Source organism: Bradyrhizobium sp. AUGA SZCCT0160 (assembly GCF_018130105.1).
Classification (GTDB): Bacteria; Pseudomonadota; Alphaproteobacteria; order Rhizobiales; family Xanthobacteraceae; genus Bradyrhizobium.
Map to the genome: position 1 here is coordinate 1 of NZ_JAFCMD010000006.1, position 24,648 is coordinate 24,648.

The window sequence follows — 24,648 nt, forward strand, 5'->3', positions numbered from 1 at the left end:
TGGTTGACTCCGTCGCTGCCGTTTCGGCTCTCGCCTACCCGACAGCTTGACGCCTGCAACGGGCGCCAGGACCACACGGTTTTGCCGTACGCTCGTCCGCGCCGTCGTCTCAGCGCAAACCAGCGTCCACCGCAACCCGTCCAACGTCCGTGACGACGGCCGACGCCCTTCTGAGTAGGACGGGATGGGCAAAGATATGCACCTGATTTTCCTTCTGGTAAACAGAAATATATTTTACTTTGGGGCTTGACGCGTTTTCCGAAAACCAGAATTGATTTGCCCGTCGGGTCGTTTTGTCGCGCCCAGGCGTCATTGCACGCAAGCCTGAACGGCTTTCGCGACATCGCGGCGGCCGGTCTCCTTCAAGCCGATCGCATCGGATCAGGCGACAGACAGCTTTGCAGTTGCGCCGAACCCCGGCATGACGCCGCCAAGAATCGTGCCCAACGCCACCAAACACGGCTCGCCTGCGGATGGGCGGTAATGTCAATTACTCGACATTTGATCGATCGCGCTAAGCTGCCCGCAATCTTCGGCATCTCGTTGCAATTGTGCGGACGAATCTGAAAAAATCCTGATATCGCTTCGCCCGCCCGGGCCAAGCTCGCCAACGTACGGGTCCAAGAAGGAGCACCGATGAGCAAGGGCGATGACGTGCAGATCGAAGTTGCGCTGGCCGCGACCGATGAGGTGCGCCTGCTGATCGGCGAGCTCGAGGCCGTGCTTGCGGTGGAGTATCCGCCGGAGCAGCGGCATGGCTTTTCCATCGATGCGATCTTTCAACCGCATGTCCGCTTCTTCCTCGCGCGACGTCACGGCGCGGCGGTGGGCTGCGGCGGCGTCGCCCTCTTCCCTGAATATGCCGAGGTCAAGCGCATGTATGTGCGCGGCATCGCGCGGGGCCAGGGCGTTGCCGACGCCATTCTCGCGCGCATCGAAGACGAGGTGCGTGGCGCCGGACTTCCTGTGTTGCGCCTGGAGACAGGAACGCGCCAGATCGCGGCGATGCGGCTCTATATTCGCACGGGATTCCGGGAATGTTCCGCGTTTGGCGATTACGCGCTGAAAGCGCCGCAATCCACCGCGGCGAGTGTGTTCTTCGAGAAGCGGATGTGAAGCATATCGCGGCAGGAACCAGCCACGGTTCAAACTGTCCACAGAACGGAACCCGCGCTGCTTCCAGTTAAGAAACTCTCAGTATTTCTACGTTAGGTTGGGTCGCATTGGGGTAATGCTTCGGGCGCACAATGGCGCGGTGACCCGGTTTGTCGGGTCGCATCCGGCTTGGCATTGTTTCCATTGTCGAGAAATTTGATCTCGTTGCTGGACCAATCGATGCTCAAGTTAAAGAAAATTTCTGATCTACTGAAGGACTCGGCGGATAGCCTCGAAGGGCACGGCAGGGCGGCCACTGGAAAAGCAGCGGACGAAACGGCCAAAATGATTAGAGACCTGCGCGATGCGGCCCGAGAAATCCTGACGAGTCAGGAATATCAAAATTCAAAGATCAAATTCTAGAACCAAGACGCGACCATCAGACGTTTAGTCCGACGATGATTTTTTTTGCTCAACCGGAGAGTCCGGTTATGGTCGAAACTCGAATTGCGCCTCGCTTCCGTGTCGCCAAGCCCGCGAAGATTGATCACGGCGGCGACAAGATCAGATGCATGATCCGCGATATCTCCGCTACGGGAGCAGCGCTTGAGATATTCGATATCGTCCGGGTGCCTCAAAGCTTCACATTGATTGTGCCGGAAGATGGCCTGAAGCTGCCGTGCCACATTGTTTGGCGCAAGGAATACCGGATCGGTGTCGCCTTCGATTAGTTGTGTAGCCGGGGGTTGCGTAGTCCGGATGAGCCAACGGGTCGCGCAAACGCGCGCCCGATGACAGGCTCCGCGACATCCGGGACTCCAGCATTTCCTCCGATACCCGCATGTCGCTGGCGCTCATGCGGGCTACCGGTCTCACAGCCCCGGCAAGCTGCCGGCGGATGCCTGTTATTGTTTTGCGGTGGTCTCGGCCTTGCTATCCGTTTTGGCCGCCTTTGGTTTCGCGGGCGCCTTGGCGGCGGCTTTCGGGGCGGCATTGTCGCTGCGCACGGTTCCCCAGGGATCGGTGCTCTTTTGCTCCGGAATATTGCCCAGCGACCGCTTGTAAGCCCGCTCGGCCTCCTTCTCCGCCGCGATATCCGATCGCGTCTTTTCCTTATCCTCCTCCCCGTATCTTTGAACGGGTGCCTGCTGGGCCAACGCCGGCCCGGCCAGCAAGACCATCACAGCCACGATGCCAATCATTTTCATGCGATCACTCCCCGGACTTTCCTGCCAAACGAATAGCACAGCTCCCGCGCCGGCCTAAATGCTGGATTGGGCGGGAATTGCTCGCGAAAACGCGCATTTCGTTGGCTGCAGCCAAGTCGTTGCCCAGAGCTGTCCAGTTTTGTAAACGTCTGGCATGAACGCCCCGCTTCTCCCCAACTCCGCCGACGCGCTGCTGTTCGATCTCGGACGCGTCGTCCTCGATATCGACTTCGGCAAGGTGGTCGCCACTTGGGCCGGCCATGCCGGCTGCGAGCCCGCACAGCTGGTCGAGCGATTCTCACCCAATGACGCCTGGCATCGTCACGAGCGGGGCGAGATCAGCGATGCCGAATTCTTCGCAGGCCTGCGAGTCTCGTTGGGCATCGGAATAACGGACGCCGAGTTCCTGGAAGGCTGGAACGCGATCTTCGCCGGCGAAATGCCCGATATATCAGCATCGCTGGCGCGCGCCGGACAACGGCTGCCGCTTTATGCCTTCTCCAACACCAATAACGCGCATGTCGTGCATTTCAGCCAGGCCTATGCCGGCCTGCTCGGCCATTTCCGCGAAATCTACCTGTCATCGACGATCGGGCTTCGAAAGCCCGATGCGGCGGCCTATGATCATGTCGTCAAGGCGATCGGTGTTCCCGCCTCCCGCATCGTGTTCTTCGACGATTCCGCAGCAAATATCGACGGCGCGCGGGCCCGCGGCCTGGCCGCGGTGCATGTGACAGGGCCGGATGATGTCGCAAAGGCGCTTGCCGCGCTGGGAATTTGAGAGGGTGTTGCCGTGGCCCTGATGCCGGTCGTTGATGCACTGACCGCGATCCTTGCGGGCGCCGATCCCCTGGCGGAAGAAATGGCCGCACTCGACACCGCCTGGCATCGCGTCCTCGCGCGCGACCTTGCCGCAAAGCGCACGCAGCCGCCGCGGGCGATGTCGGCGATGGACGGCTATGCGGTGCGATCGGCCGATGCCGCCGACCTCTCCGCGCGGCTGAAGGTGATCGGCGAAGTCGCGGCGGGCCGCCCGTTCGAACGCAAGGTGGGCCCGGGCGAAGCGGTCAGGATTTTTACCGGCGGGGTGATCCCTGATGGCGCCGACGCCGTCATCATCCAGGAAGACACGGCCGCCAGCGGCGACCACATCACGATCACGGAAGTTGCAAGACCGGGACGGCATATCCGCGCCGCCGGCGCCGATTTCCGCGAGGGCGATGTGCTGCTCACCAAAGGAAGCCGCCTCACCGAACGCGATCTGTCGCTCGCTGCCGGCATGAACTATCCGGAACTTGCCGTGATCAGCCGCCCCAAGGTGGCGGTGCTCGCCACCGGCGACGAGCTGGTGATGCCGGGCTCGATCCCGGGCCCCGGCCAGATCGTCTACTCCAACGGCTACGCGCTGCGCGCGCTGGCGCGGGCCGAGGGCGCCGAGACCATCGATTTCGGCATCGCCGCCGACACGGTCGAGGCGACCACCGACGGCATCCGCCGCGCCCGCGCATCGGGCGCCGACATCCTGATCACGATGGGCGGCGCCTCGGTCGGCGACCACGACCTCGTCAAGCGCTCGCTGGAGGCCGAGGGCGTCGCGATGGCGTTCTGGCGCATCGCGATGCGGCCGGGCAAGCCGATGATGCACGGGCGCCTCGGGGCGATGCGGGTGATCGGCCTGCCCGGCAATCCGGTCTCGTCCTATGTCTGCGGTTTCCTGTTTCTGGTGCCGCTGATTCGCGCGCTGTCGGGCCGAAAAACCATCCATCACGCGCGTGAGACCGCCCTGCTCGGCCGCGATCTTCCCGCCAACGACCAGCGCGAAGACTATCTTCGCGCACGGCTTGAGCAGCGCGAAGACGGCGCGTTGATCGCGGTGCCGGTGAGCCACCAGGATTCGTCGCTGCTTGGGAATCTCGCTGCGGCACGGGCGCTTTTGATACGTCCGCCGTTTGCGCCGGCGGTGCCTGAAGGCACGCCATGCGAGTTCCTGCGCCTGCCGGAATGACGCGTCCGGGCGGCCTGTTCGAGTGAACTCGGCGCGCGTTCACCTGAAATTAAGTGGTTGCGGAACATGTATCGAACATATAGTGTCCGTTCATGATTTGTTTCGAGAGCTAGTGTCTACAAATGGGAGTTTTGGACTTCCGAATTTGAGACCGCGGCCTCTGCAAGCTGAACGACCACGAATTACGACGCGCCAACCGGGGGATTGCTCGAGATGCTTACGCGCAAACAGTATGAACTTCTGCGTTTCATCAACGAACGGCTCAAGGAAGCCGGCGTGCCGCCCTCCTTCGACGAAATGAAGGATGCGCTCGACCTCCGCTCCAAATCCGGCATCCACCGCCTCATCACCGCCCTGGAAGAGCGCGGCTTCATCCGCCGCCTGCCCAACCGTGCCCGCGCCATCGAAGTCATCAAGCTGCCCGAGCTTGCGGGCGCCGGTAACGGCAACGGCCGCCGCGGCTTCACCCCGAGCGTCATCGAAGGCACGCTCGGCAAGGTCCGCGCCGCCAGCGCGCCCGCCGAGGACGATGGCAACCGTCCGGTCGCCGTTCCCGTCATGGGCCGGATCGCCGCCGGCACGCCGATCGAGGCGCTGCAGACCCGCAGCCACACCATCAGCGTACCGCCGGACATGCTCGGCTCCGGCGAACATTACGCGCTCGAAGTCCGCGGCGATTCCATGGTGGACGCCGGCATTCTCGACGGCGACATGGCGCTGATCCAGCGCAACGAGACCGCCGACACCGGCGATATCGTGGTGGCGCTGATCGACGAGGAGGAAGCCACCCTGAAACGCTTCCGCCGCCGCGGCGCCTCGATCGCGCTGGAGCCCGCCAACACCTCCTATGAAGTCCGCATCCTGCCTCCGAACCGGGTCCGGATTCAGGGCAAGCTGATCGGGCTGTACCGGAAGTACTGAGCGCGGCCCGCGCCAGATGCAAGCCGCGTTCGGCACCGCAAAAAAGCCCCGGCCATCGACCGGGGCTTTTCGTTGCCTGCAAGTTGGGACAGCCTTAACCGTCGCGGTGCGCTTGCATACGTCCCACAATTGCCCAGAACGCAGCAAAAACTGGCGGCGTGAGCGCGCTGTTTGGTTTGAGGCGCGCTCGAAAGCGTGCGAACGGGGGGACGCGACGTGGTCAGCAATATGATCACCAAGATCACCTGGCAGCGGGCGGGCCTAGTGACCGAGCCGGGCCGCTACATGCTCCGGTTCGGCTGGCTGACAGTGACGGCGGAAGATCTCGCGATCTGGCAGCAATTTCCGGAGGCCGCGTTCACGCTGGTCGCGCTACCCGGGATTGCCGACGACGGACGGGAGCAATTCCATCTCGGCGCCTTCGAACTTCCGCTGCCGCCGATGCCTGAAAATCCGCAGCCGCCGTAGCGCGTTTGTGATCGGTTGCGCCGGCCTTTCCGTCGCACAAATGTCCAGAACAGGAATAGACTTTGCTCAAGTCCACTCTGATAGAGGCCAGCGCCTCGAGGGAGGCACGGGTCTCTATCTCTTACGAGGGAGCGATCCGATGTGTGACTATAGTTTGCACGCGATGGCAACGCGTCCTGCTGAGGTCGGCGAGACATTGATATCGACCACCTTCCGCGGCACCTCGACCCGCGGCTTTGCCAGCGAACGCGACCCTGCAGTCGCGGTCTGCATGCTGCCCGGGACCGAACTGGCCTTCGCGCAAGACGTCAAATACGACAATCGCTGGATCTGGACGCGGACGATCGGTTTTCGCGTCGGCAAGTTCAACACCATTGATCCGCACATCAAGGAACGTCATCACGACGCGATCGAGTTTCCGGACGGGAGCCATGTGCTGGTGACGCAGCTTTGCGAGGGTCAGCGCGTCACCGTGCTGCAATTGCCGGTGGTGCATCCGATTCCCGAGCGCGCGGCAACGAAGGCGGACACTACGACGACGACACCGCTTTCCACCGGTTGAATTCCGCGCCGCCGGTCGCGCCCCGCCGGGGAACGTGAATCCTTATTCCTCGGCCTGCAGGTCCGCTTCCGACGGGGTCGCATCGACCGCACGTGGCGCCGCACGGCGTGGCGCGAGGATGGTTGTCTCCGCGTCACCTTCGCCCGCGATCGCCTGCGACCATGGGCGATCGACGCCCCTAGGCTTGACGGCATCGATGGTAAATCCGCCGACGCTTCGCCGTAGCACCATGGCGCCCTGCCGCCGCAGACGCTCCGCATCGATCACAGAAGCGCCGCACGCCGCAGGCGCCTGCCTTGCGGTCACCACCAGCGCCGCGCGTTCGCAATCGTCCGCCAGCGCTTCCGGCCGCAGCGCCAATGCCACGAACCCGCCACCGGCGCCTTGCGTCACGCAGCCGCTCTCGTCGCATGAGACGCCCTCAGTGAGCGAAGCATCGGCAGGCTTTCGCGCGTCGGCATCCGCCGCCAGCCATTCCCTAACGAGGAAGCCATCTCGCGAGGCTCCGGTCGAAGTCACCTTGGCCGCCCGCATCAAATGCAGTTTGCCGTCCTGGCCGCGGACACCGACATTGCGCCCGTCGGCGGAGATCAGGATGTCCGGCTGCGGCACCCTCGCCGCCCACACCGCCGCCACCAGCACCACGGCCGCGCCGGTATAGCGCAGCGGCGTTCGTAACAGGCCGAGCAGGATGATGCCGATACTCGCCGCAATCAGCGGGCCGATGCCGAACGCCGGCACACGGCCGACCGCGCCCGGCAAGGCCGCGACCCATTGCGTGACAACGATCATCCAGTCGATGCCGACGCCCATCACCCACCAGCAGATGCCGTCGAAGCCGAACGGCATGAAGACCAGCCCGAACAATCCCGCCGGCATGACCAGCGCCGAGACCACCGGCATCGCGGCCAGATTGGCGAGCACGCCGTAGGGCGTCACCCGGTGGAAATGAAACGCCGCATAAGGCGTGGTGGCGAGGCCCGCCACCAGCGAGGCCAGCAGCAGCATCGTGATCTCGCGGCCGCCCCACAGCGCCACCTGCGCGGTCGCGGAATGATCCGGCTGCGCGAACAGGCGCGGCATGCCGAGCTGCACCAGCGCCACCAGCCCCAGCGTCGCCGCAAACGACATCTGGAAGCTCGGATGCACCAGCGCCTCGGGTGCAATGGTCAGGACAATGAGCGCCGCCACCGCGAGCGTTCGAAACGTGATGGCGCGGCGGTCGACCATGACGGCGATCAGCACCACAGCCGTCATGAAGAATGAACGCTGGGTCGCGACTTCAGCCCCCGACAGCAGCAGATAAAACGCGGATGCTGCGAGTGCCGCCACCGCCGACCATTTCTTGATCGCAAAGCCAACCGTGAGCGTCGGGAACAGCGCCAGCAGCGCCCGTACCGCAAAGAACACGACGCCCGCGACGACAGCCATGTGATAGCCCGATATCGACAGCACATGGCCAAGTCCGGAGATGAACATCGCCTCATTGACGGGCTCGGAGATCGCGTCGCGCCGGCCGGTCAAAAGCGCGGTCGCGATCGCGCGCTTGTCGCCTTCCAGCACGGTCCGGATCCGCGCGTCGATCGCATCCCGCATGCCTTGCATGAACGCCGAATAGCGCAGCTTCCACCCGCCGCCATCAGGCGCTTCCGCGGCCTTGATCGCACCCATCACAAAGCCGGAGGCGCCGATGCCGGAGAAGAACATGTCGCGGCCGAAATCGTAGCTGCCGGGCCGGAGCGGCGACATCGGCGGCAACAGCCGCGCCTTCAATTCGACAAAGCTGCCGACGTCAGGCGCGGTGCCCTTCTTGACCGACAGCCGCACGCGTTCGATTTTTGTCGCGTCGCGCGCGCTCTCCATGGTCACGACGCGCAGCACAAAACGGTCGGTGCGTTCGCGGATGTCGCGGGTCTCGACATATCCCGTCAGCGACACCGAAAACATCGGCCGCGCCAGCACGCCATGCGCGATCCGCGCCGTCTTCCAGGTAGCGATCGCAAAGCCGGCGGCGACGGCCGCGATCATGACTGCGATCGGAAACACCTTGTGCCGCCGCAGCAGGAACGCCGCCGCGCACAGCGTGATGGCGGTAACCGCCACGACCGTCAGCACCGGCTCGTGGTCGGCGGCAAAATACAAGGCGATGCCGGTGCCGAACGCGACGGGCACCCAGGGCAGCAAACGCCCCGCCCCCGCCTCCGCGCGCGCCCATTGCCGCAAGGTCTCGATCAGCGGCGCCCACAGCGCAAGACGCCGGGGCGCGAGACCGCCGACCGGCGCCGCCCCACGCGGCGGCCACGTGCCGGCGTAGCCTCGCCTTTGGCCCGGCGTGTTGCCCTGCTCCGACATCAAGCTACCCACACGATACGCTCGCGGACACAAAGCTACCGGAAGGTGTGAGGTGTCGGCTAGCAGAACGGAAGTGGAATATCGGGGAAAGGCGCCGCCGCTCATCCTGCCGTGATGTCGCAGAACGAGGTGATCGGGCCTTTTGCAAGGGCGTCGCCGGTGCCTCGCCGCGCCCCGTGCCGGCACTTCCCCTTGACATGCCGGCGCTCCGCCGCCCGAATGGCGGGTAGCGCAAAAAGTGCGCGCCGCGGTGCAATGCCCGGCGCATCAAAAACAAAATGGGGAGGGTTTGCGAATGCTTCGCCAAATAATCCGCGATGCCAAGAGTCTGGCCAGAAATGTTGCCCTTGCTTGGCTTGCAGCCGCAAGCCTGCTCGGCGCCGGCAACGCGCAAGCGGCTTTCCCGGAGCGACCCATCACGCTGATCGTGCCGTGGGCCGCCGGCGGCGGCACCGACGCGGTCGCGCGCCAGATCGCCAACATCATGGAGCGCGATCTCAAGCAGCCGGTGAACGTCGTGAACCGCACCGGCGGATCGGGCGTGGTCGGCCACCAGGCGATCGCGACGGCAGCGCCCGACGGTTACACGTTCGGCCTCATCACGCTGGAGATCACCCTGATGCACTGGGCGGGGCTTACCGATCTTACGTTCGAGAAGTTCACGCCGCTCGGGCTGGTCAACCAGGACTTCGCCGCGATCCACGTCAAGGCGGACTCGCCCTACAAGAACGTCAAGGAGCTGTTCGCGCATATCAAGGCGAACCCGAACAAGGTGGCGGCTTCGGGCACCGGGCAAGGCGGAAGCTGGCATGTCGCGCTCGCCGGCCTGATGCAGGCCGACGGCGTTTCGCCGACCTCGATCCGCTGGGTGCCGTCCACGGGCGCTGCGACCGCGCTGACGGATCTGGCCGCCGGCGGCGTCGACTTCGTCGCGTGCTCGATGCCGGAAGCCGAGGCACTGATCAAGGCGGGGCGTATCCGCAGCCTCGCCTTCTTCTCGCCCAAGCGCGCGCCGAACTTCCCTGACGTGCCGACCACCGAGGAGGCGACCGGTCACAAGGTTCACAAGGGCGTGTGGCGCGGCTTTGCGGCGCCCAAGGGCCTGCCGCCAGAGATCGCCAAGACGTATGAGGCCGCGATCAAGAAGGCCTGGGACAGCGACGAGTTCAAGGATTTCATGACCCGGCGCGGCTTCGACATGATCTATCTGGATGCGGCAAGGTATGGCGAGTTCATGAAGGCCGACGACGAGAGCAACGGCAAGGCGCTGAAGTCGCTGGGGCTGGCGAAGTGAGGCGCACCGCAAGCCTCGTCGTCGCCTGACGGCAACCCGACGACCGCGAAGGCTTAGTGGTCCGGCCGGTTAATGTCCGGAGCATCTCCTGCCGCCATGTCCAAGCGGAATCTCAAATAGATCAGTAAGGCGCGCGCTCCTGCAACCGTGACCCGCACGGCCCCAAGCTGCACTATTTCCACGACCTGTAGGCGTCCAGCGCGTGAGCGACAAGGATGCCGACGCTGAGAATTATGAGAAGTGCTGCAATGGCCTCGAACATTGGCGATCTCTCAGGGTTGCTCAAGTAAGCAACTCGCCCCGCTGCACAGTCAAAATGATTCGCCTTGTCGCCGCAGATCGCGGTGCGGCTGGTGACTTTGAGCAACGGTTGATCTGGTTTTCACCTGAATCTGCAAGCTTGATTGCCCATTTTTTGCCTATTTTTCGACGGAAACAGCGATCCTAGCCCTTAACCTAGCGGCCAACGCAGGCGGTGGCTGAAATGACGGACCGATCGCACGAAATCGCGCCGGACGACGACTTCCGTATTCTTGTCCGCGTGGTCTCGATTTGTACTCTGGGACTCTGGTCATTTGCAGCCGGTTTGCTGATAGGCACTTTTCTGTTTTCGTGATCAATGCCCGCTGCTGCGCCATGGCCTCTCGGCCATCAACTTGGTCGCGGGTGAGTCAACACTGCCTTCTGACATTCAGCGCCGTTCAACCCTGACTTCGGCGAGGTGCTTGATGCGACGGGCGATCATCGGACTCTTGCGCAAGATTTTAGCCACCCGGCTCTTCACTTCATGCGCGCAACGATATCGGCGCCCTATGATCCCTACCTTGAGCCGCGCGTCGTCCGTGCTGGTTGGCACGGCAGCGTTCGCACTCCGGGCCCCGCACGCCGCTGTTTCCCAAGGCCGCATTGAAATAGTAAATTTCCAAAGCGTTACCTTCCCCGGCAGCCTGTTTACGCCTCCTTTTATGGCCGCCCCGCAGGAGGGGTCGCCGGCAATGATCTTTGGTATTCTGAGGCTTCCGGAGACTACGGACCGGGTTCCTGCCGTCGTCATAACGCATGGTTGTTCGGGCATCACGGGAGCGGAGACGTACTGGGCGGAAAGTCTCATTCAACTCGGCGTCGCTACGTTCGTCGTCAATAGTTTTGTCGGGAGGAGTATTCCGCGAGTCTGCTCAGGTCCTCACACAATAAGCACGGCCAGCGTGCTCACCGATGTCTATCGCGCACGGGATCTTCTGGCAGTGCATCCGCGCATCGACCCTTCACGAATTGCGGTGTTGGGATTTTCCTTCGGTGGCCGCAACGCGCTCTGGGCAGCCTCCCTGCGGTTCCAGCAACGCTACGGTCCCGGGCTGTCACCCTTTGCAGCCCATCTCGCGTTTTACCCCACAGGCTGTCATATCAAGCTCATCGATGAAGATCGCGTGGCCGATGTCCCGATACGGATCTTTCATGGCGCAGCCGACGACGCGACGATCATCGGCCGCTGCAGGGAGTACGTCGCACGGCTCCGCAATGCCGGCCGTGACGTCGCCCTGTTCGAATACGTCGGCGCCAAGCACTGGTTTGACAACGCCGATCTCGCCAACCGTCAAACGGCGACCGGCTTCCTGAACTACAGCAAGTGTACGTTTCTCGAGCAAGACGACAAGATCATCGACGTGGTGACCGGCGGCCCGGCAGGAACGGGATCGCCATGCGTGGTGTCGGAGGGGTCGTTTGGTTACAATCCCGCGGCGCGCGAGCAAGCGACAGCGGATGTGCAGAATTTTCTGCGATCGTTGTTCAAGCTTTGACCGCCGCACAGGCGGGGTCATGGCCTCAACTGACCGGTCGGACACATGGCGTCGTTACGCTACGATGCGGAATTTGGTCCGCTATCATAGACAGGGCAGCAGCAGCCCCCGCCTCCGCGCGCACCCATGTGCGCAGAGTCTCGATGAACGGCGGCCAGTTCGAAAGACGCGACGGGAGCAATCCGCCGGCCGGCGCCGCCCCCTGCCGGCGTAGCCTCTCCTGCTGCCCGGCGTTCCGCCCTGCTCCGCCATCCCACGCCTTGGAGTATGCCTGTTTTCACAAATCTACTGGAAGCGGCTATCCGCGGGTGAGTGGAACAGATGCGAAATGCGGACGAAAGAATGTCCGCCCGTCGTCCAGCCGATTGAGCCGAAAGTCTCAGAAGGTGCGATTGGGGATTAGACTGCTGTCGCGCCTCCGATCCCTGACAGAGGGGACAGAGGCATTGAAAGCTCGCGGCATGAAGGCCGCTGGAGCTTTTCTCAGGTGGTTCAACGCTCCTCTGAGACCAGGCGTCGCGGCCGCTACTTGGAATGTTGGCCTGTCGCGTCGCGCACCCGCACGTGGCAATTCAAATCCCGGCCCACGTCGCCGAGCCAATTCCTCTCCTCCCGACCGCAAGTAGATAACGGTCGGGCCAAAGGCTCGGCAACCACCCTTCTCAGCTGGCTGGATGATGCCAGCGATCGTGCCACCAGGTGCTGAAATCGCGATCGGTCGCTAGTTCCCAGGCTGCAAGCAAAATCACCAATATGCCTGAGGCCACACTGCTTGCCGTGGCCGATACCGACTCGTAGCCGACCGTCCAAGGTACCGCCACCAGAGCCAAACCGATGAGGATCTCTCCCCATTCCTCCAGATAGGAGGGAATGACGAATCCCTCTACGGCAAACAGAATGACGCACAAGCCAAGGGCGATAGTTATCACGACTTCTGCCCCAGCCATGCCCAGGGCGAACGGCGACACGACCAGCCAGACACCCACCACCAGGCTGGCAACGTCCTGCCAGTGTTGAATGCGCATGATACTCACCTCCTCTCCTCCATGAATATGGTGGCGCCGCGCTGAAAAACGCGTTCCTCAACCTGCGTTGTGTTGACGCTGCTGCTGCCCCCGGCGCCGTCGTCCCACCCTGGCCGCCCATCACCCCAAAAACGCTCTTGCAAGTGCGCTGCAGCAGGACGCAGGCTGCGTGGGCCTGACCAGTGTCGACGTCTCGCGGGCCAGCGGAACGGGTACGCATTGCGGCTTGTTGAAGCCCTCCGGCAGCGATAATTTCACTTCACTTTATGGTTGTACGAGACCCCGGCTCAGATGCAAAAATCCAGACTTGCTGTCCGCGTTTGGCGGCGAACGGGCAACGCGGCTCGCCGCCGCCTCCTTCTTACCTTCGCCGTCGCTTCGTTTGCATTGCTTGCAAACTGCACCGCAAAGGCCGCATCGGAAAACAATATCCCCCAGCGGGCTGTGCTGTATGACGAGGACCCTTCCGATCCCAAGGGCACCAAATATGAAGGCTCGGTCTCGTGGCGTACCGTCCCAATCAAGGCGCGGGTCAGCCTGACGAATTGGCCGTCTACGCCGACGTCGAGATTCCATGGCGCAAGCTCAAGCTGACGCTGTCATTCCGGCGCAATACCGACAAATCCCTGCCAGCCAGCCACACCGCGGAACTGAGATTTACCCTGCCACCGGATATTGCCGTCAGCAGCGTTCCGGGACTGCTGACGAAATCGAGCGAACAGAGCCGTGGCGCTCCGCTCGCCGCCGTCGCGGTCAAGGTCACCGACTACTTCTTCATGGTGGGCCTGTCGGATGTCCCTGCAGACCGCGTCAAGAACCTGCAGTTGCTGCTCGATCGCACATGGTTCGATATTCCGATGGTGTATTCCAGCGGTCGCCGCGCCATCATCGCGATCGAAAAAGGAACGCCCGGCACCAATGCATTCAAGGTCGCTTTCGGTGCCGGGAATCCGGCTCTCCCGGCTGCAACGGCGCCGTCGGGTCCGGGCTATGCTGTCAGGTATCCGCCCAGAACAATGAAGCGGACGCGCTGGCTTCCTATCAGGTACTGCAGACCAAATTTCCCGCCGTGTTGGGATCACGCGCCCCCATCGTCAAACGCGTGGACGGCAATCACGGCGTTCTCTACCGCGCTATGGTCGGCCCGTTTTCGACCGCCGACGAAGCGTTCGATTTGTGCGAGAGCCTGAAGGCCGCCGGCGGAGAATGCATCGTCCAGCGAAATTGACGGGCGAACGCCGCAGCGTCCCTATTGCTGGATCAACGGCGCCTTCGACGACACGTGATGGCTGACGATTTTCCAGTCGCCGTCTTCGCGGGCGATCACCCAGGTGATCTTGACCGACAGTTTTACGGCGCCTTCATCGGCGTCGAACGACGCCGTGCCGGCGACATTGACCAAATCGGGTCCGGCCTGCTCGGCCACGACATCGGTGAACTGGACGGCCGACGTCCGCCACCGCGGCAATCCCTTGAAGTAGGCCGTGACGCCGTCGCGTCCGCGATAGAGTTTCGGGTTCGAGCCGAAGAACAGCGCGTGCCTCGAATAGAGCGAAGCGAGCGCGTCGGCGTCCAGCCTGCTGAACGCCGCGGCCCACTTCGCCATGGTGCCGGATGCGATGTCGTCGGCCGCGCTGTGCATCGGAATATCCAATCGTTTTGAAGCGACGTCAGCCCTTCTCAGCCCTTGGCGACTTCCTTGGCAAACGTGTCGCGCAAGCCGATGGTGCGGTTGAACACTGGTTTGTCCGGCGTCGAATCCTGGTCGCGCACGAAATAGCCCTGCCGCTCGAACTGCATCACCTCGTTCGAATTGCTTTCGGCGACGCCGACCTCAATCCGCGCGTCGGACAGCACTTCCAGCGACTGCGGGTTGATGTCGGCGGCGAAATTGCCGGCGTCGGGGCTCGGTTTTGCAAATAGCTGGTTGTAGACGCGGATTTCAGCAGGCCGCGACTGCGCCGCCGGCAGCCAGTGCATGGTGGCCTTCACCTTGCGTCCATCGGGCGCGTTGCCGCCCTTGGTGGCAGGATCATAGGTACAGCGCAGCTCGACCACTTCACCGGCGTCATTCTTGATCACGCCGGTGCATTTGATGAAATAGGCGTAGCGCAGCCGCACTTCGTTGCCCGGAGAAAGCCGGAAGAATTTCTTCGGCGGGTTCTCCATGAAATCGTCCTGCTCGATATAGAGTTCGCGGCCGAACGCGATGCGGCGGGTGCCGGCATCGGGATTGTCAGGGTGATTGACGGCCTCGAGCTCCTCGACCTGGCCTTCAGGATAATTCTCGATCACGACCTTCAGCGGCCGCAGCACCGCCATGCGGCGCTCGGCCGTCTTGTTGAGCAGTTCGCGGATGCAGAATTCCAGCATGCCGACATCGACCACGCTGTTGGATTTCGCCACCCCGATGCGCTTGACGAATTCGCGCACCGCTGCCGGCGGCACGCCGCGCCGCTTCAGGCCGGCGACGGTCGGCATCCGCGGATCGTCCCAGCCGGCGACATGTCCCTCGCGCACGAGCTGCGTCAGCACCCGCTTCGAAAGCAGCGTGTAGGTGATGTTGAGCCGGGCGAATTCATACTGCCGCGGCTTTGACGGCACCGGCAGCTTGTCGAGCAGCCATTCATAGAGCGGCCGGTGATCCTCGAACTCCAGCGTGCAGATCGAATGGGTGATGCCTTCGATGGCGTCCGACTGGCCGTGGGCGTAGTCGTAGCTCGGATAGATCGACCATTTGTCGCCGGTGCGCGGATGATGGGCGTGCAGGATCCGGTACAGCACGGGATCGCGCATGTTGATGTTGCCGGAGGCCATGTCGATTTTGGCGCGCAGCACGCGGGTGCCGTTCGGGAATTCGCCGGCCTTCATGCGGCGAAACAGATCGAGGTTCTCGTCCACCGGGCGGTCGCGGAACGGGCTGTTCTTGCCGGGTTCCGTCAGCGTGCCGCGGCTGACGCGGATTTCCTCCTGCGACTGGTCGTCGACATAGGCATGGCCGGCCTTGATCAGGCCTTCCGCCCAGTCGTAGAGCCGCTCGAAATAGTCAGAGGCGTAGTAGAGATCGGTTCCCCAGTCGTAGCCGAGCCAGCGCACGTCGGCCTGGATGGAATCGATATATTCCTGCTCTTCCTTGGTCGGATTGGTGTCGTCGAAGCGCAGATGGCACTTGCCGCCAAACTCCTGCGCGATGCCGAAATTAAGGGCAATCGACTTGGCGTGGCCGATATGCAGGTAGCCGTTCGGCTCCGGCGGAAATCGGGTCACGATCCGGCTGTGCTTCTGGGTGTCGAGGTCGGCCTGGACGATGTCGCGAATGAAATCGCGCCCTGCTTCTGCCGCTGCCGGTTCTGTGGTCATTACGTGTTCCCGCTCGGTAAGCGGCCCTTCTGCCAAATTCGCCCCGGCCCGCCAAGCCTGCTTTGGCCAAGGCAGCACTAAAGCCTGACTTTAACGGCGAGACTTTAGTTATGCACCGTCCTGCTATACACCACGGCCGTTCACGCATAGGCCTGCCCCAATCATGACCGATTCCGTCGTCACCCGCTTTGCCCCCTCGCCGACCGGCTTCCTGCACATCGGAGGCGCCCGCACCGCGCTGTTCAACTGGCTCTACGCCAAGAAACACGGCGGCAAGATGCTGCTGCGGATCGAGGATACCGACCGCGAGCGGTCGACCGAGCCGGCGATTGCCGCGATCCTCGACGGATTGAAGTGGCTGGAGCTCGGTTGGGACGGCGACGTCATCTACCAGTTCAGCCGCGCCGCCCGCCACCGCGAGGCCGCCGAGTCCCTGCTCGCCAGCGGCCGCGCCTATCGCTGCTACGCCACGCCGGAGGAACTGACGGCGATGCGCGAGAAGGCCCGCGCCGAGGGCCGCACCCGCCTCTATGACGGCCTGTGGCGCGACCGTGACCCGTCGGAGGCGCCCGCGGGCATGAAGCCCACCATCCGCCTCAAGGCGCCGCAGACCGGCGAGACCGTGATCGAGGATCAGGTCCAGGGCCGCGTGGTCTGGCAGAACGAGAACCTCGACGATCTCGTGCTGCTGCGCGGCGACGGCAACCCGACCTACATGCTGGCGGTCGTGGTCGACGACCACGACATGGGCGTCACCCACGTGATCCGGGGTGACGATCATTTGATCAACGCCGCGCGCCAGAAGCAGATCTACGACGCGCTGGATTGGACGCTTCCGAACATGTCCCATATCCCGCTGATCCATGGGGCCGATGGCGCGAAGCTGTCGAAGCGTCATGGCGCGCTCGGGGTCGAGGCCTACCGCGCACTCGGCTATCTGCCGGCGGCGCTGCGCAATTACCTGGTCCGGCTCGGCTGGGGCCATGGCGACCAGGAGATTTTCTCGACGGAGGAGATGATCGCCGCGTTCGACCTGCCCGCCATCGGCCGTTCGGCGGCGCGCTTCGATTTCGCCAAGCTTGAAAACCTCAACGGCCACTACATCCGCCAGGCCGACGATCAAGCGCTCGTGACCATGTTCGAGCAGCTGCTGGATCACGTTCCTGATGGCGCCGAACTGAAGGCCAAGCTCAACGACACCACGCGGGCGCAATTGCTGCGGGCAATGCCGAGCCTGAAAGAGCGCGCCAAGACGCTGCTCGAATTGATCGCGGGCTCCTACTTCATCTTTGCCGACCGTCCGCTCGAGCTCGAGCCGAAAGCGGCCGCCCTGCTGACGCCGGAAACCCGCGGTTTGATCGGCAAGCTGCGCGATGCGCTGGAGGCCGTCACCGACTGGAATTCGGAAACCACCGAAGCCGCCATGCGGAATTTCGCCGAGCAGAATAACCTCAAGCTGGGCGCGGTCGCCCAGCCGCTGCGGGTGGCGCTGACAGGGCGGACGACGTCGCCCGGAATCTTCGACGTGCTGGCGGTGCTGGGGCGGGATCAATGCCTGGCCCGGCTCGGCGATCAAGCCGCGGGATGAACCCCTGCTATGTGCTAGCGGCGGCCATCTTGCAGTGCACAGGGCAATAAGCTACCCCTTTCCAGCCGCCTTCTAGACAATCCGGCCTGCCCCTTTTCGCCCCAGAGAATGGCATCAGGAACAGCCGGTTTTCGCAACGATTTCATCGGGGACTACACGATGGACGCAAAATCCAGCAACAAGACCGCAACGCTAACGGTAGGTAACAAGACCTACGATTTCCCGATCCTGAGCGGCACGGTGGGGCCGGATGTCATCGACATCGCCAAGCTCTACGGCCAGGCCGGGATGTTCACCTACGACCCCGGCTTCACCTCCACCGGCAGCTGCCAGTCGAAGATCACCTATATCGACGGCGACGCCGGCATCCTGGAATACCGCGGCTATCCGATCGAGCAGCTCGCCGAAAAGGGCGATTTCCTCGAGACCTGCTATCTGCTGCTGTACGGGGACCTTCCGACCAAGGCGCAGAAGGAAGATTTCGACCACCGCGTGATCCATCACACCATGGTTCACGAACAGATGGCCCGCTTCTTCCAGGGCTTCCGCCGCGACGCCCATCCGATGGCCATCATGGTCGCGGCCGTCGGCGCGCTGGCCGCGTTCTATCACGACAGCACCGACATCAACGATACGAAGCAGCGCATGATCGCCTCGATGCGCATGATCGCCAAGGTTCCGACGCTGGCGGCGATGGCCTTCAAATATACCGTCGGCCAGCCCTTCGTGTACCCGAAGAACTCGCTCACCTTTGCCGAGAACTTCCTCAACATGTGCTTTGCCGTCCCCTGCGAGGACTACAAGATCAACCCGGTGCTGGCTGACGCGCTGGACAAGATCTTCATCCTGCACGCCGACCATGAGCAGAACGCCTCGACCTCGACGGTGCGTATCGCCGGCTCTTCCGGCGCCAATCCGTTCGCCTGTATCGCCGCGGGCATCGCCTGCCTGTGGGGACCGGCGCATGGCGGCGCCAACGAAGCTGCGCTGGCGATGCTGGCCGAGATCGGCACGGTCGACAAGATTCCCGAGTTCATCGCCAAGGTGAAGGACAAGAATTCGGAAGTCCGCCTGGTGGGCTTCGGACATCGCGTCTACAAGAACTACGATCCGCGCGCCAAGATCATGCAGAAGATGTGTCACGCCGTGCTGGCCGAGACCGGCCATGGCGACGACCCGATGCTGAAGGTCGCGCTGGAGCTGGAAAAGATCGCGCTGAGCGATCCCTACTTCATCGACCGCAAGCTCTACCCGAACGTCGACTTCTATTCGGGCATCACGCTGAAGGCGATGGGCTTCCCGACCTCGATGTTCACCGTGCTGTTCGCGGTCGCCCGCACCGTCGGCTGGATCAGCCAGTGGAGCGAGATGATCGAGGATCCGCAGCAGAAGATCGGCCGTCCGCGCCAGCTCTACACCGGCGTCGCCCGCCGCGACTACGTCGAGATGGGCAAGCGCAAGTAAGGCCTGACGGATACGAGACCGAAGAAAGCCGGATGCGTTAGTCGCTTCCGGCTTTTTTTGTATGGAGCGCAGCGATACCCACCGCCAAGCCGAAGAAAGTTGGTTGGTATCGCTGCGCTCCACCCACCCTACGATTCCAGGAGACCCTCATGCTCACCGGAAGCTGCATGTGCAAAAGCGTGGCCTATGAGGTGGACGCCGAACCCGGCGCCATCGTGCACTGCCACTGCGCCACCTGCCGCAAGGCGCATGGCTCGGCGTTCTCGACGGTGACCAGCGTCCCGCGCGACCGCTTTCGCTGGACCAAAGGCGAAACCCTGCTCCGGGGTTTTGAATCCTCGCCCGGCAAGCAGCGCTATTTCTGCACGCAATGCGGCTCGCAAATCGTCGCCGAGCGCGCCGGCACCGGCAACATCCTGCTGCGGATGGGGTGTCTGGACACACCGATCACCAAGCGGGCCGTCGCACACATCTGGCGATCGGATTGCGCGACGTGGTTCGACCCGAAGGATCAATTGCCGGAGTGGCCGGAAGGTTCGGCACCGAAGGGTTAGCGCTAGAGCCTTTTCCGTTCCGATTGTATCGGAACGGGGCTCTAGATTCTTGGTTTGACGCGTTTTCTTAACGCGAACCGGCGTCCACTTCGCTGGAAAACGCTCTACCGCCGCGCCTTGCGCATCGTCGCGAGCACGATATCGGCGGCGCGGGCGCTCGGCGGCGTGTTGCCGGTCGACATGATCCGGTCGATTTTCGCGAAGGCTTCGAGCTGCTTTCGACGCAGTGTCGACTCGCCAAGCAACTCGCGCAACACCTGCGATAGTTTTTCCGCCGTGCAGTCCTGCTGCAGGAATTCGGGAACGACATTTTCGCCGATCACGAGATTGGCCAGGATCACCGAACTCACATTGATCGCCCGCCGCAGGATCCAGGCTTCCGTCGCGCCGGTGCGGTAGGCCGTCACCATCGGCACGCCTGATAGTGCAAGCTCGAGCGTTACGGTGCCGGATTTTGCCAGTGCCGCATGCGCGATCCGGAACGCGGCCCGCTTCTCCTGTTCGCCGATCACGACGCGGGGCTGCACCGTCCAGGTCTTCAGCGCTTCCGCGACTGCCTCCTGCAGATGCGGCATGGTCGGCAGGATCAGCTCGAACGCGACGCCCTCGGCATTGAGCCGCGCCAGCGCCTGGCCGAACACCGCCATGTGGTGGCGGATCTCGCTGCGGCGGCTTCCCGGCAGCACCAGCAGTACCGGCGGCGGCGCGTCGCGCCGCTGTCGCTCCTCAGAGGTGGGCCGGAGCGAGGCGAGCTGTTCGGTCAGGGGATGGCCGACATAGCTGCAGGGCGGCCCGCGAAGCCTCTGGTACGCCTCTGGTTCGAACGGCAGCAAAGCCAGCACGTGATCGACATAAGTCAGCATCGCGCGGGCGCGGCCCGACCGCCACGCCCAGACCGAGGGCGAGACATAGTCGACGATCGGAATGTCGGGATCGCTGGCGCGGACACGCTTCGCCACGCGGTGGGTGAAATCGGGGCTGTCGATGATGACGAGAATGTCGGGCGCAGCCTCCGTGACCGCAGCGGCGGTTTGCTTGATCAACCGCAGGATCTTCGGCAATTGCTTGACCACGGCGGCAAGGCCGATGATCGAGAGTTCCTCGATCGGAAACCACGAATTCATGCCCTCGCGCGCCATCGCGCGGCCGCCGACGCCTTCGAACTGCACCGCGTCGCCGAGGCGCTGGCGCAACACTTTCATGAGATTGGCGCCGAGGCGATCGCCGGATTCCTCCGTCGCGATCAGGACGATCTTGCGCACCGTGTCGGTGGTCGGACGCGGCGGCATCACGCCGGCAGCCCCTGGATGAAGAGGCCGGCGCTGTCGGCCGCATCGATCATGGCCTGCGCGTCCGCCGCGATGGTTTGTCCGGCAATGATGGCAATGCCGGCAAGCCCTGCCTTGGCCGCGCCTTCGACCGTCGTTGCCCCCACCGTCGGCAGGTCGAAGCGCAAATCCTGGCTGGTCTTGGGCGCCTTGACCAGCACACCACGGCCCGTGCTGGCGCGGATGCGGCCCTCGCTGCGCAAGCGCGCCACGCGCGCCAAGAGCCTGTCGGTGCCCTCGATGTCTTCCACCGCCACCACGTGACCGTCGATCACCACGACGGCCTGGCCGATGTCGAACGGGCTTAGCGCGCGCAACACCTCCCGCCCCTTCTCGATGTCGGCGGTGCCGGCCGGATCCGGCGTTGCGCGGGCAATCCGCCCCTCGGGCATCAGCATATCAGGGGCAACCTGCCTGATGCCGACCATGCGAAAGCCGTCCTGCTCGAAAATCCGGCCGATCCCCGACAGCAGATGGTCGTCGCCGCCGCGAAACGCCGCCAGGATAGGGCCGATAACGCGGATCGTCCCCCAGTCCAGCCTGATTTCCGACAGCGCCGGCCGCAGCAGCGTGCCGATGAAGATCAGGTCGCGGCAGCCTTCGCTGCGCAACAGCTTTTTCGCCCGGCCGATCTGCCCGACCGAAATCCAGTGATGGCGGAAACGTTCGGCCCGGACCGGGTCACAGGAGCCCCGCAGCGCGAACAGCACCGGCGCGATGCCGCGAGCGGCAAGCGAATCCGCGACCGCGAACGGCATGGCGCCACCGCCCGCGATCACGCCGACCGGCGAAGAAATCTCTGAAGCCGCTGAACTCATGGGCTGCGGCGATCCCGTCATCAGGATTTATGAGCGTCGTCGGCCGGCAGGCACAGCGCGCGATGCTTGCCCGCATCGATGAAGGCAAGGATTTCCGCGATCGCCGGATCGTCCGCCGCCAGCGGCTGAACCTCGCTCAGCCGCTCGGCAAAGATGCCGGGGCCATGGAACAGCTTTTGATAGAACGCGCGCACCGTGACGAGCCGGTCCTTGGTGAATTTGCGCCGCTTCATGCCGATGATGTTGAGGCCCTCGAGGCTCGCATACTGGCCGTTGACGAGGCCGAACGGGATGACGTCGCCGCGCACGCCGCAGACGCCGCCGACCATCACCTGCGGCCCGATCCGGGTGAACTGATGCACGGCGGAAAGCCCGCCGATGAAGACGAAATCGCCGATCTCGCAATGGCCGCCGAGTGTCGCGGACGTCGCGAAGATCACGTCATTGCCGACCTGGCAATCATGACCGACATGGCTGCAGTTCATGAAGTAGCCGCGCTCGCCGACCCGCGTGACGCCGCCGCCGGCAACGGTGCCGGCGTTCATGGTGACGGATTCGCGGATGGTGCAGCCGGCGCCGATTTCAAGCCTGGTCAGTTCGCCGCGATAGCTCAGCGATTGCGGCGGGGTGCCGAGCGAGACGAACGGATAGATCGTGCAGCCGTCGCCGATGGATGTCCGCGCCGTGATGTGCACATGGCCGATCAGCTTGCAATTGGCGCCGATCACGACGTGAGGCCCGATGATGCAATAGGGACCGATCGAGGTGCCCTCGCCGATCACAGCGCCATCTTCAATCCGCGCGGTGGGATCGATCATGCTCATCAGGACAGGTCCGGCCATTCGTTAACAAGGAAGACGCTAAATCGTCGGGTTTTCCGGTGGTTACCGCGACTTTGCCTGATCTGTCCAGTGACGTATGATCTCGGCTTGTTTCAGCATTTGTGACACCATGGTCCGAGTTGCCGCGGCGATTTTCATGCACCTGCTGGCCACGCCGGTCGTTTCCGAAACGATCGATGTCGTCGGCCGCAGCAGCATCGACCTGAACAGTTTCGAGTGCCGTGACATCACCCGCAGCAGCATCGTGCAACGCGTTTGCTACGACCGCGCGAGGCGCCATCTGATCGTCGCGGTCAAGGGAGCCTACGACCAGTATTGCGATCTGCCGGCCGAGACTTACGACGCCTTGCTGGGCGCGCCGTCGATGGGCGGGTTCTTCAACCGCCATATCAGGCCAGCGTCGGGCGCTCGCTTCGCTTGCCCGAATTAATCCGTGAGCATCGCGCCGACGTCAGCCTCGGCGACCACGGCGCCATTGACCTTGGCGTCGCCGTGAAACCACCACATCGCCTTGCGGCGGCCGATCGAGCGCATGTGGTATTCGATGGTGTCGCCGGGCAGCACGGGTTTGCGGAACTTGCACTTGTCGATGGTCAGGAAGTACACCGCGCGCGGCTTCTCGGTGCCTTCGACCGACTTGATGCCGATCACGCCGGCGGTCTGCGCCATGGCCTCGATCATCATCACGCCGGGATAGACCGGCCGTTCCGGGAAATGTCCCTGAAACGCCGGCTCGTTGAAGGTCACGTTCTTGACGCCGATGCCGGAGTAATCGGTGCGGATGTTGATCACCCGGTCGATCAGCAGCATCGGAAAACGATGCGGAAGCGTCTTGAGGATCTCGTTGATATCAACGAGTTCAAACCTGACCGGCACCTCCTCCATCACTCCCGTCCCTCGTTCTTCGGATCGGCGGCGTCCTGCGCCAGTCGCTCCACTGCAATAATCTCCCTAAACCACTGTTTGGTTGGTTTTGCAAAAAAACCGCCCCAGCGGCCATTGGGCGGGATGTCGTCCTTGACCCCGCTCATGGCGGTGACCTGGGCACCGTCGCCGATCTTGAGATGGTTATTGATGCCCACCTTGGCGCCCAGCGCGACATTGTCCCCGATCGTCAGGCTGCCCGCGAGCCCGATCTGGGCTGCGAGCAGGCAGTGCCTGCCGATGGTCACGTTGTGGCCGATCTGGACCTGATTGTCGATTTTGGTGCCCTCGCCGATGACCGTATCGCGCAGGCTGCCGCGGTCGATGGTGGTGTTGGCGCCGATCTCGACATTGTTCTGGATCAGGACGCGGCCGGTCTGCGGCACCTTCAGATGGCCATCGGGACCGAAGAAAATGAAGCCGTAGCCGTCCTGGCCGATGCTGCAGCCGGGGTGGATCAAAACGTTGTTGCCGATCAGGGAGAACTGGATCGCGGTACGCGCACCGACATTGCAGTCCCGGCCGATGCGCACCTCGGCCCCGATCACGGCCCCTGCACCGATCACCGTTCCCGCCCCGATCTCGACCCGAGGGCCGATCACCGCCAGCGGATCGACGATGACGCCGTCTTCCAGATGGGCTGACGGGTCGATGATCGCCGACGGGGCAATTCCGTCATTGTCGAACCAGGACTGTGGACGCAGCGCGTCTTCATGCCACTGGCGCGCGATCTGCACGAACGCGCGGAACGGCTGGGCGGTCCGCAGCACCGCGACATGAGGCGGTACCTGCGCTTCAAAACGCGGGCTGACCAGGCAGGCACCGGCCTTTGTCGCGGCGAGCTGGTCGGCGTATTTGAGGTTGTCGAAGAACGCCAGATGCATCGGGCCGGCCTCGTCGAGCGACGCGAGGCCCCGGATGAGATGGCCGCCATGTGCGGGGTCGACCAATACCGATTTCGTCAACGCGGCGATATCAGCCAGCGTCGACGAAGGCGGTTGCTTGAAGAACATCGGCTGCGCCATTCCACCCGTCGCAGTC

At 63.4% G+C, this 24,648-nt stretch carries 25 protein-coding genes and 1 pseudogene; 16 read left to right on the forward strand and 10 right to left on the reverse strand.

Going from position 1 to position 24,648, the window contains the following annotated elements; translation table 11 throughout:
• Positions 1-636 precede the first annotated feature (636 nt).
• From JQ558_RS11735 to JQ558_RS11745, 3 genes are all read left to right on the forward strand, one after another.
• Positions 637-1,116 (forward strand): GNAT family N-acetyltransferase, encoded by a 480-nt coding sequence (locus JQ558_RS11735; protein ID WP_212208045.1) that lies wholly within the window; start codon positions 637-639, stop codon positions 1,114-1,116.
• Between the two features lie 219 nt (positions 1,117-1,335).
• The gene (locus tag JQ558_RS11740) at positions 1,336-1,518 is read left to right on the forward strand and encodes a hypothetical protein (RefSeq protein WP_212293731.1); all 183 of its coding nucleotides are present in this window, start codon (positions 1,336-1,338) and stop codon (positions 1,516-1,518) included.
• Between the two features lie 68 nt (positions 1,519-1,586).
• Positions 1,587-1,826, forward strand: coding sequence for a PilZ domain-containing protein (locus tag JQ558_RS11745; RefSeq protein WP_212273027.1), 240 nt, complete (start codon positions 1,587-1,589; stop codon positions 1,824-1,826).
• Between the two features lie 174 nt (positions 1,827-2,000).
• On the opposite strand, the gene JQ558_RS11750 is transcribed toward JQ558_RS11745, so the two are convergent.
• Positions 2,001-2,297, reverse strand: a complete 297-nt coding sequence (locus JQ558_RS11750) for a hypothetical protein (RefSeq protein ID WP_249119724.1) — start codon at positions 2,295-2,297, stop codon at positions 2,001-2,003.
• A gap of 160 nt (positions 2,298-2,457) precedes the next feature.
• On the opposite strand from JQ558_RS11750, the gene JQ558_RS11755 reads away from it, so the two are divergent.
• From JQ558_RS11755 to JQ558_RS11775, 5 genes are all read left to right on the forward strand, one after another.
• On the forward strand, positions 2,458-3,084 hold the full coding sequence (locus tag JQ558_RS11755; protein ID WP_212293732.1) for an HAD family phosphatase: 627 nt from the start codon (positions 2,458-2,460) through the stop codon (positions 3,082-3,084).
• A gap of 12 nt (positions 3,085-3,096) precedes the next feature.
• Positions 3,097-4,308: a gephyrin-like molybdotransferase Glp gene (gene glp / locus JQ558_RS11760; protein ID WP_212293733.1), complete on the forward strand. Its 1,212-nt coding sequence runs from the start codon at positions 3,097-3,099 to the stop codon at positions 4,306-4,308.
• A gap of 213 nt (positions 4,309-4,521) precedes the next feature.
• Complete coding sequence (gene lexA / locus JQ558_RS11765; protein WP_192733386.1) at positions 4,522-5,229, forward strand: transcriptional repressor LexA; 708 nt, start codon at positions 4,522-4,524, stop codon at positions 5,227-5,229.
• Between the two features lie 228 nt (positions 5,230-5,457).
• Positions 5,458-5,697: a hypothetical protein gene (locus tag JQ558_RS11770; RefSeq protein WP_212001546.1), complete on the forward strand. Its 240-nt coding sequence runs from the start codon at positions 5,458-5,460 to the stop codon at positions 5,695-5,697.
• Between the two features lie 139 nt (positions 5,698-5,836).
• Positions 5,837-6,259 carry a hypothetical protein gene (locus JQ558_RS11775; RefSeq protein ID WP_212273022.1) on the forward strand — a complete coding sequence of 141 codons (423 nt, stop codon included), beginning with the start codon at positions 5,837-5,839 and terminating at the stop codon, positions 6,257-6,259.
• A 42-nt stretch (positions 6,260-6,301) separates the two neighbouring features.
• On the opposite strand, the gene JQ558_RS11780 is transcribed toward JQ558_RS11775, so the two are convergent.
• On the reverse strand, positions 6,302-8,611 hold the full coding sequence (locus tag JQ558_RS11780) for a ComEC/Rec2 family competence protein (protein ID WP_212293734.1): 2,310 nt from the start codon (positions 8,609-8,611) through the stop codon (positions 6,302-6,304).
• Between the two features lie 295 nt (positions 8,612-8,906).
• On the opposite strand from JQ558_RS11780, the gene JQ558_RS11785 reads away from it, so the two are divergent.
• Together JQ558_RS11785 and JQ558_RS11790 are read left to right on the forward strand one after the other, a co-directional pair.
• Positions 8,907-9,905 (forward strand): tripartite tricarboxylate transporter substrate binding protein, encoded by a 999-nt coding sequence (locus JQ558_RS11785; protein WP_212293735.1) that lies wholly within the window; start codon positions 8,907-8,909, stop codon positions 9,903-9,905.
• A gap of 728 nt (positions 9,906-10,633) precedes the next feature.
• On the forward strand, positions 10,634-11,704 hold the full coding sequence (locus tag JQ558_RS11790; RefSeq protein ID WP_212293736.1) for a dienelactone hydrolase family protein: 1,071 nt from the start codon (positions 10,634-10,636) through the stop codon (positions 11,702-11,704).
• A 662-nt stretch (positions 11,705-12,366) separates the two neighbouring features.
• Here JQ558_RS11790 and JQ558_RS11795 read toward each other — a convergent pair.
• Positions 12,367-12,729 carry an SPW repeat protein gene (locus JQ558_RS11795; RefSeq protein ID WP_212293737.1) on the reverse strand — a complete coding sequence of 121 codons (363 nt, stop codon included), beginning with the start codon at positions 12,727-12,729 and terminating at the stop codon, positions 12,367-12,369.
• A gap of 429 nt (positions 12,730-13,158) precedes the next feature.
• Between JQ558_RS11795 and JQ558_RS37205 the strand changes: the two are divergent.
• Both JQ558_RS37205 and JQ558_RS38110 read left to right on the forward strand, forming a co-directional pair.
• A pseudogene (locus JQ558_RS37205) lies at positions 13,159-13,667 on the forward strand (hypothetical protein); the annotation flags it as partial.
• Positions 13,571-13,957: an SPOR domain-containing protein gene (locus tag JQ558_RS38110; protein ID WP_212293738.1), complete on the forward strand. Its 387-nt coding sequence runs from the start codon at positions 13,571-13,573 to the stop codon at positions 13,955-13,957. The pseudogene JQ558_RS37205 and the gene JQ558_RS38110, both read left to right, overlap by 97 nt.
• Positions 13,958-13,978: 21 nt before the next feature.
• On the opposite strand, the gene JQ558_RS11805 is transcribed toward JQ558_RS38110, so the two are convergent.
• Positions 13,979-14,371 (reverse strand): nuclear transport factor 2 family protein, encoded by a 393-nt coding sequence (locus JQ558_RS11805; protein ID WP_212208057.1) that lies wholly within the window; start codon positions 14,369-14,371, stop codon positions 13,979-13,981.
• Between the two features lie 38 nt (positions 14,372-14,409).
• Positions 14,410-16,089 carry a glutamine--tRNA ligase/YqeY domain fusion protein gene (locus JQ558_RS11810; protein ID WP_212293739.1) on the reverse strand — a complete coding sequence of 560 codons (1,680 nt, stop codon included), beginning with the start codon at positions 16,087-16,089 and terminating at the stop codon, positions 14,410-14,412.
• A 163-nt stretch (positions 16,090-16,252) separates the two neighbouring features.
• Between JQ558_RS11810 and gltX the strand changes: the two genes are divergently transcribed.
• The 3 genes from gltX to JQ558_RS11825 all read left to right on the forward strand — a co-directional run bounded on the left by gltX (position 16,253) and on the right by JQ558_RS11825 (position 19,695).
• Entirely contained in the window at positions 16,253-17,677 is a 1,425-nt protein-coding gene (gene gltX / locus JQ558_RS11815; protein WP_212208059.1) for a glutamate--tRNA ligase, read from the forward strand.
• Between the two features lie 159 nt (positions 17,678-17,836).
• Complete coding sequence (gene gltA, locus JQ558_RS11820) at positions 17,837-19,141, forward strand: citrate synthase (RefSeq protein ID WP_212293740.1); 1,305 nt, start codon at positions 17,837-17,839, stop codon at positions 19,139-19,141.
• 149 nt (positions 19,142-19,290) lie between these two features.
• Positions 19,291-19,695: a GFA family protein gene (locus tag JQ558_RS11825; RefSeq protein WP_212293741.1), complete on the forward strand. Its 405-nt coding sequence runs from the start codon at positions 19,291-19,293 to the stop codon at positions 19,693-19,695.
• Between the two features lie 104 nt (positions 19,696-19,799).
• Here the strand turns inward: JQ558_RS11825 and lpxB are convergent, their stop codons facing one another.
• From lpxB to lpxA, 3 genes are read right to left on the reverse strand one after another with little or no spacing between them, the layout of a single operon-like run.
• Positions 19,800-20,984 (reverse strand): lipid-A-disaccharide synthase, encoded by a 1,185-nt coding sequence (gene lpxB / locus JQ558_RS11830; protein WP_212293742.1) that lies wholly within the window; start codon positions 20,982-20,984, stop codon positions 19,800-19,802.
• Positions 20,984-21,841, reverse strand: coding sequence for an LpxI family protein (locus tag JQ558_RS11835; protein WP_212272999.1), 858 nt, complete (start codon positions 21,839-21,841; stop codon positions 20,984-20,986). Before JQ558_RS11835 ends, lpxB begins: the two co-directional genes overlap by 1 nt.
• A 20-nt stretch (positions 21,842-21,861) precedes the next feature.
• Complete coding sequence (gene lpxA, locus JQ558_RS11840; RefSeq protein WP_212293743.1) at positions 21,862-22,665, reverse strand: acyl-ACP--UDP-N-acetylglucosamine O-acyltransferase; 804 nt, start codon at positions 22,663-22,665, stop codon at positions 21,862-21,864.
• 154 nt (positions 22,666-22,819) lie between these two features.
• On the opposite strand from lpxA, the gene JQ558_RS11845 reads away from it, so the two are divergent.
• Entirely contained in the window at positions 22,820-23,113 is a 294-nt protein-coding gene (locus JQ558_RS11845) for a KTSC domain-containing protein (RefSeq protein WP_312014981.1), read from the forward strand.
• Here JQ558_RS11845 and fabZ read toward each other — a convergent pair.
• A complete protein-coding gene (gene fabZ, locus JQ558_RS11850; RefSeq protein ID WP_212208065.1) occupies positions 23,110-23,568 on the reverse strand; it encodes a 3-hydroxyacyl-ACP dehydratase FabZ in 459 nt (152 codons plus the stop codon). The two genes, JQ558_RS11845 and fabZ, sit on opposite strands and share 4 nt — an antisense overlap.
• The gene (gene lpxD, locus JQ558_RS11855; protein WP_212293745.1) at positions 23,568-24,632 is read right to left on the reverse strand and encodes a UDP-3-O-(3-hydroxymyristoyl)glucosamine N-acyltransferase; all 1,065 of its coding nucleotides are present in this window, start codon (positions 24,630-24,632) and stop codon (positions 23,568-23,570) included. Before lpxD ends, fabZ begins: the two co-directional genes overlap by 1 nt.
• Positions 24,633-24,648: the final 16 nt, after the last annotated feature.

Coding starts and splice junctions, on each gene's coding strand:
- JQ558_RS11775 (WP_212273022.1), top strand. CDS start 5,837: ATGTGTGACTATAGTTTGCACGCGATGGCAACGCGTCCTGCTGAGGTC.
- JQ558_RS11770 (WP_212001546.1), top strand. CDS start 5,458: ATGATCACCAAGATCACCTGGCAGCGGGCGGGCCTAGTGACCGAGCCG.
- gltX (WP_212208059.1), top strand. CDS start 16,253: ATGACCGATTCCGTCGTCACCCGCTTTGCCCCCTCGCCGACCGGCTTC.
- JQ558_RS11810 (WP_212293739.1), bottom strand. CDS start 16,089: ATGACCACAGAACCGGCAGCGGCAGAAGCAGGGCGCGATTTCATTCGC.
- JQ558_RS11755 (WP_212293732.1), top strand. CDS start 2,458: ATGAACGCCCCGCTTCTCCCCAACTCCGCCGACGCGCTGCTGTTCGAT.
- JQ558_RS38110 (WP_212293738.1), top strand. CDS start 13,571: ATGGTTCGATATTCCGATGGTGTATTCCAGCGGTCGCCGCGCCATCAT.
- lexA (WP_192733386.1), top strand. CDS start 4,522: ATGCTTACGCGCAAACAGTATGAACTTCTGCGTTTCATCAACGAACGG.
- JQ558_RS11780 (WP_212293734.1), bottom strand. CDS start 8,611: ATGTCGGAGCAGGGCAACACGCCGGGCCAAAGGCGAGGCTACGCCGGC.
- JQ558_RS11785 (WP_212293735.1), top strand. CDS start 8,907: ATGCTTCGCCAAATAATCCGCGATGCCAAGAGTCTGGCCAGAAATGTT.
- lpxB (WP_212293742.1), bottom strand. CDS start 20,984: ATGCCGCCGCGTCCGACCACCGACACGGTGCGCAAGATCGTCCTGATC.
- JQ558_RS11790 (WP_212293736.1), top strand. CDS start 10,634: ATGCGACGGGCGATCATCGGACTCTTGCGCAAGATTTTAGCCACCCGG.
- gltA (WP_212293740.1), top strand. CDS start 17,837: ATGGACGCAAAATCCAGCAACAAGACCGCAACGCTAACGGTAGGTAAC.
- JQ558_RS11825 (WP_212293741.1), top strand. CDS start 19,291: ATGCTCACCGGAAGCTGCATGTGCAAAAGCGTGGCCTATGAGGTGGAC.
- lpxD (WP_212293745.1), bottom strand. CDS start 24,632: ATGGCGCAGCCGATGTTCTTCAAGCAACCGCCTTCGTCGACGCTGGCT.
- JQ558_RS11750 (WP_249119724.1), bottom strand. CDS start 2,297: ATGATTGGCATCGTGGCTGTGATGGTCTTGCTGGCCGGGCCGGCGTTG.
- lpxA (WP_212293743.1), bottom strand. CDS start 22,665: ATGAGCATGATCGATCCCACCGCGCGGATTGAAGATGGCGCTGTGATC.
- JQ558_RS11805 (WP_212208057.1), bottom strand. CDS start 14,371: ATGCACAGCGCGGCCGACGACATCGCATCCGGCACCATGGCGAAGTGG.
- JQ558_RS11795 (WP_212293737.1), bottom strand. CDS start 12,729: ATGCGCATTCAACACTGGCAGGACGTTGCCAGCCTGGTGGTGGGTGTC.
- JQ558_RS11845 (WP_312014981.1), top strand. CDS start 22,820: ATGCACCTGCTGGCCACGCCGGTCGTTTCCGAAACGATCGATGTCGTC.
- JQ558_RS11740 (WP_212293731.1), top strand. CDS start 1,336: ATGCTCAAGTTAAAGAAAATTTCTGATCTACTGAAGGACTCGGCGGAT.
- JQ558_RS11735 (WP_212208045.1), top strand. CDS start 637: ATGAGCAAGGGCGATGACGTGCAGATCGAAGTTGCGCTGGCCGCGACC.
- fabZ (WP_212208065.1), bottom strand. CDS start 23,568: ATGGAGGAGGTGCCGGTCAGGTTTGAACTCGTTGATATCAACGAGATC.
- JQ558_RS11745 (WP_212273027.1), top strand. CDS start 1,587: ATGGTCGAAACTCGAATTGCGCCTCGCTTCCGTGTCGCCAAGCCCGCG.
- JQ558_RS11835 (WP_212272999.1), bottom strand. CDS start 21,841: ATGAGTTCAGCGGCTTCAGAGATTTCTTCGCCGGTCGGCGTGATCGCG.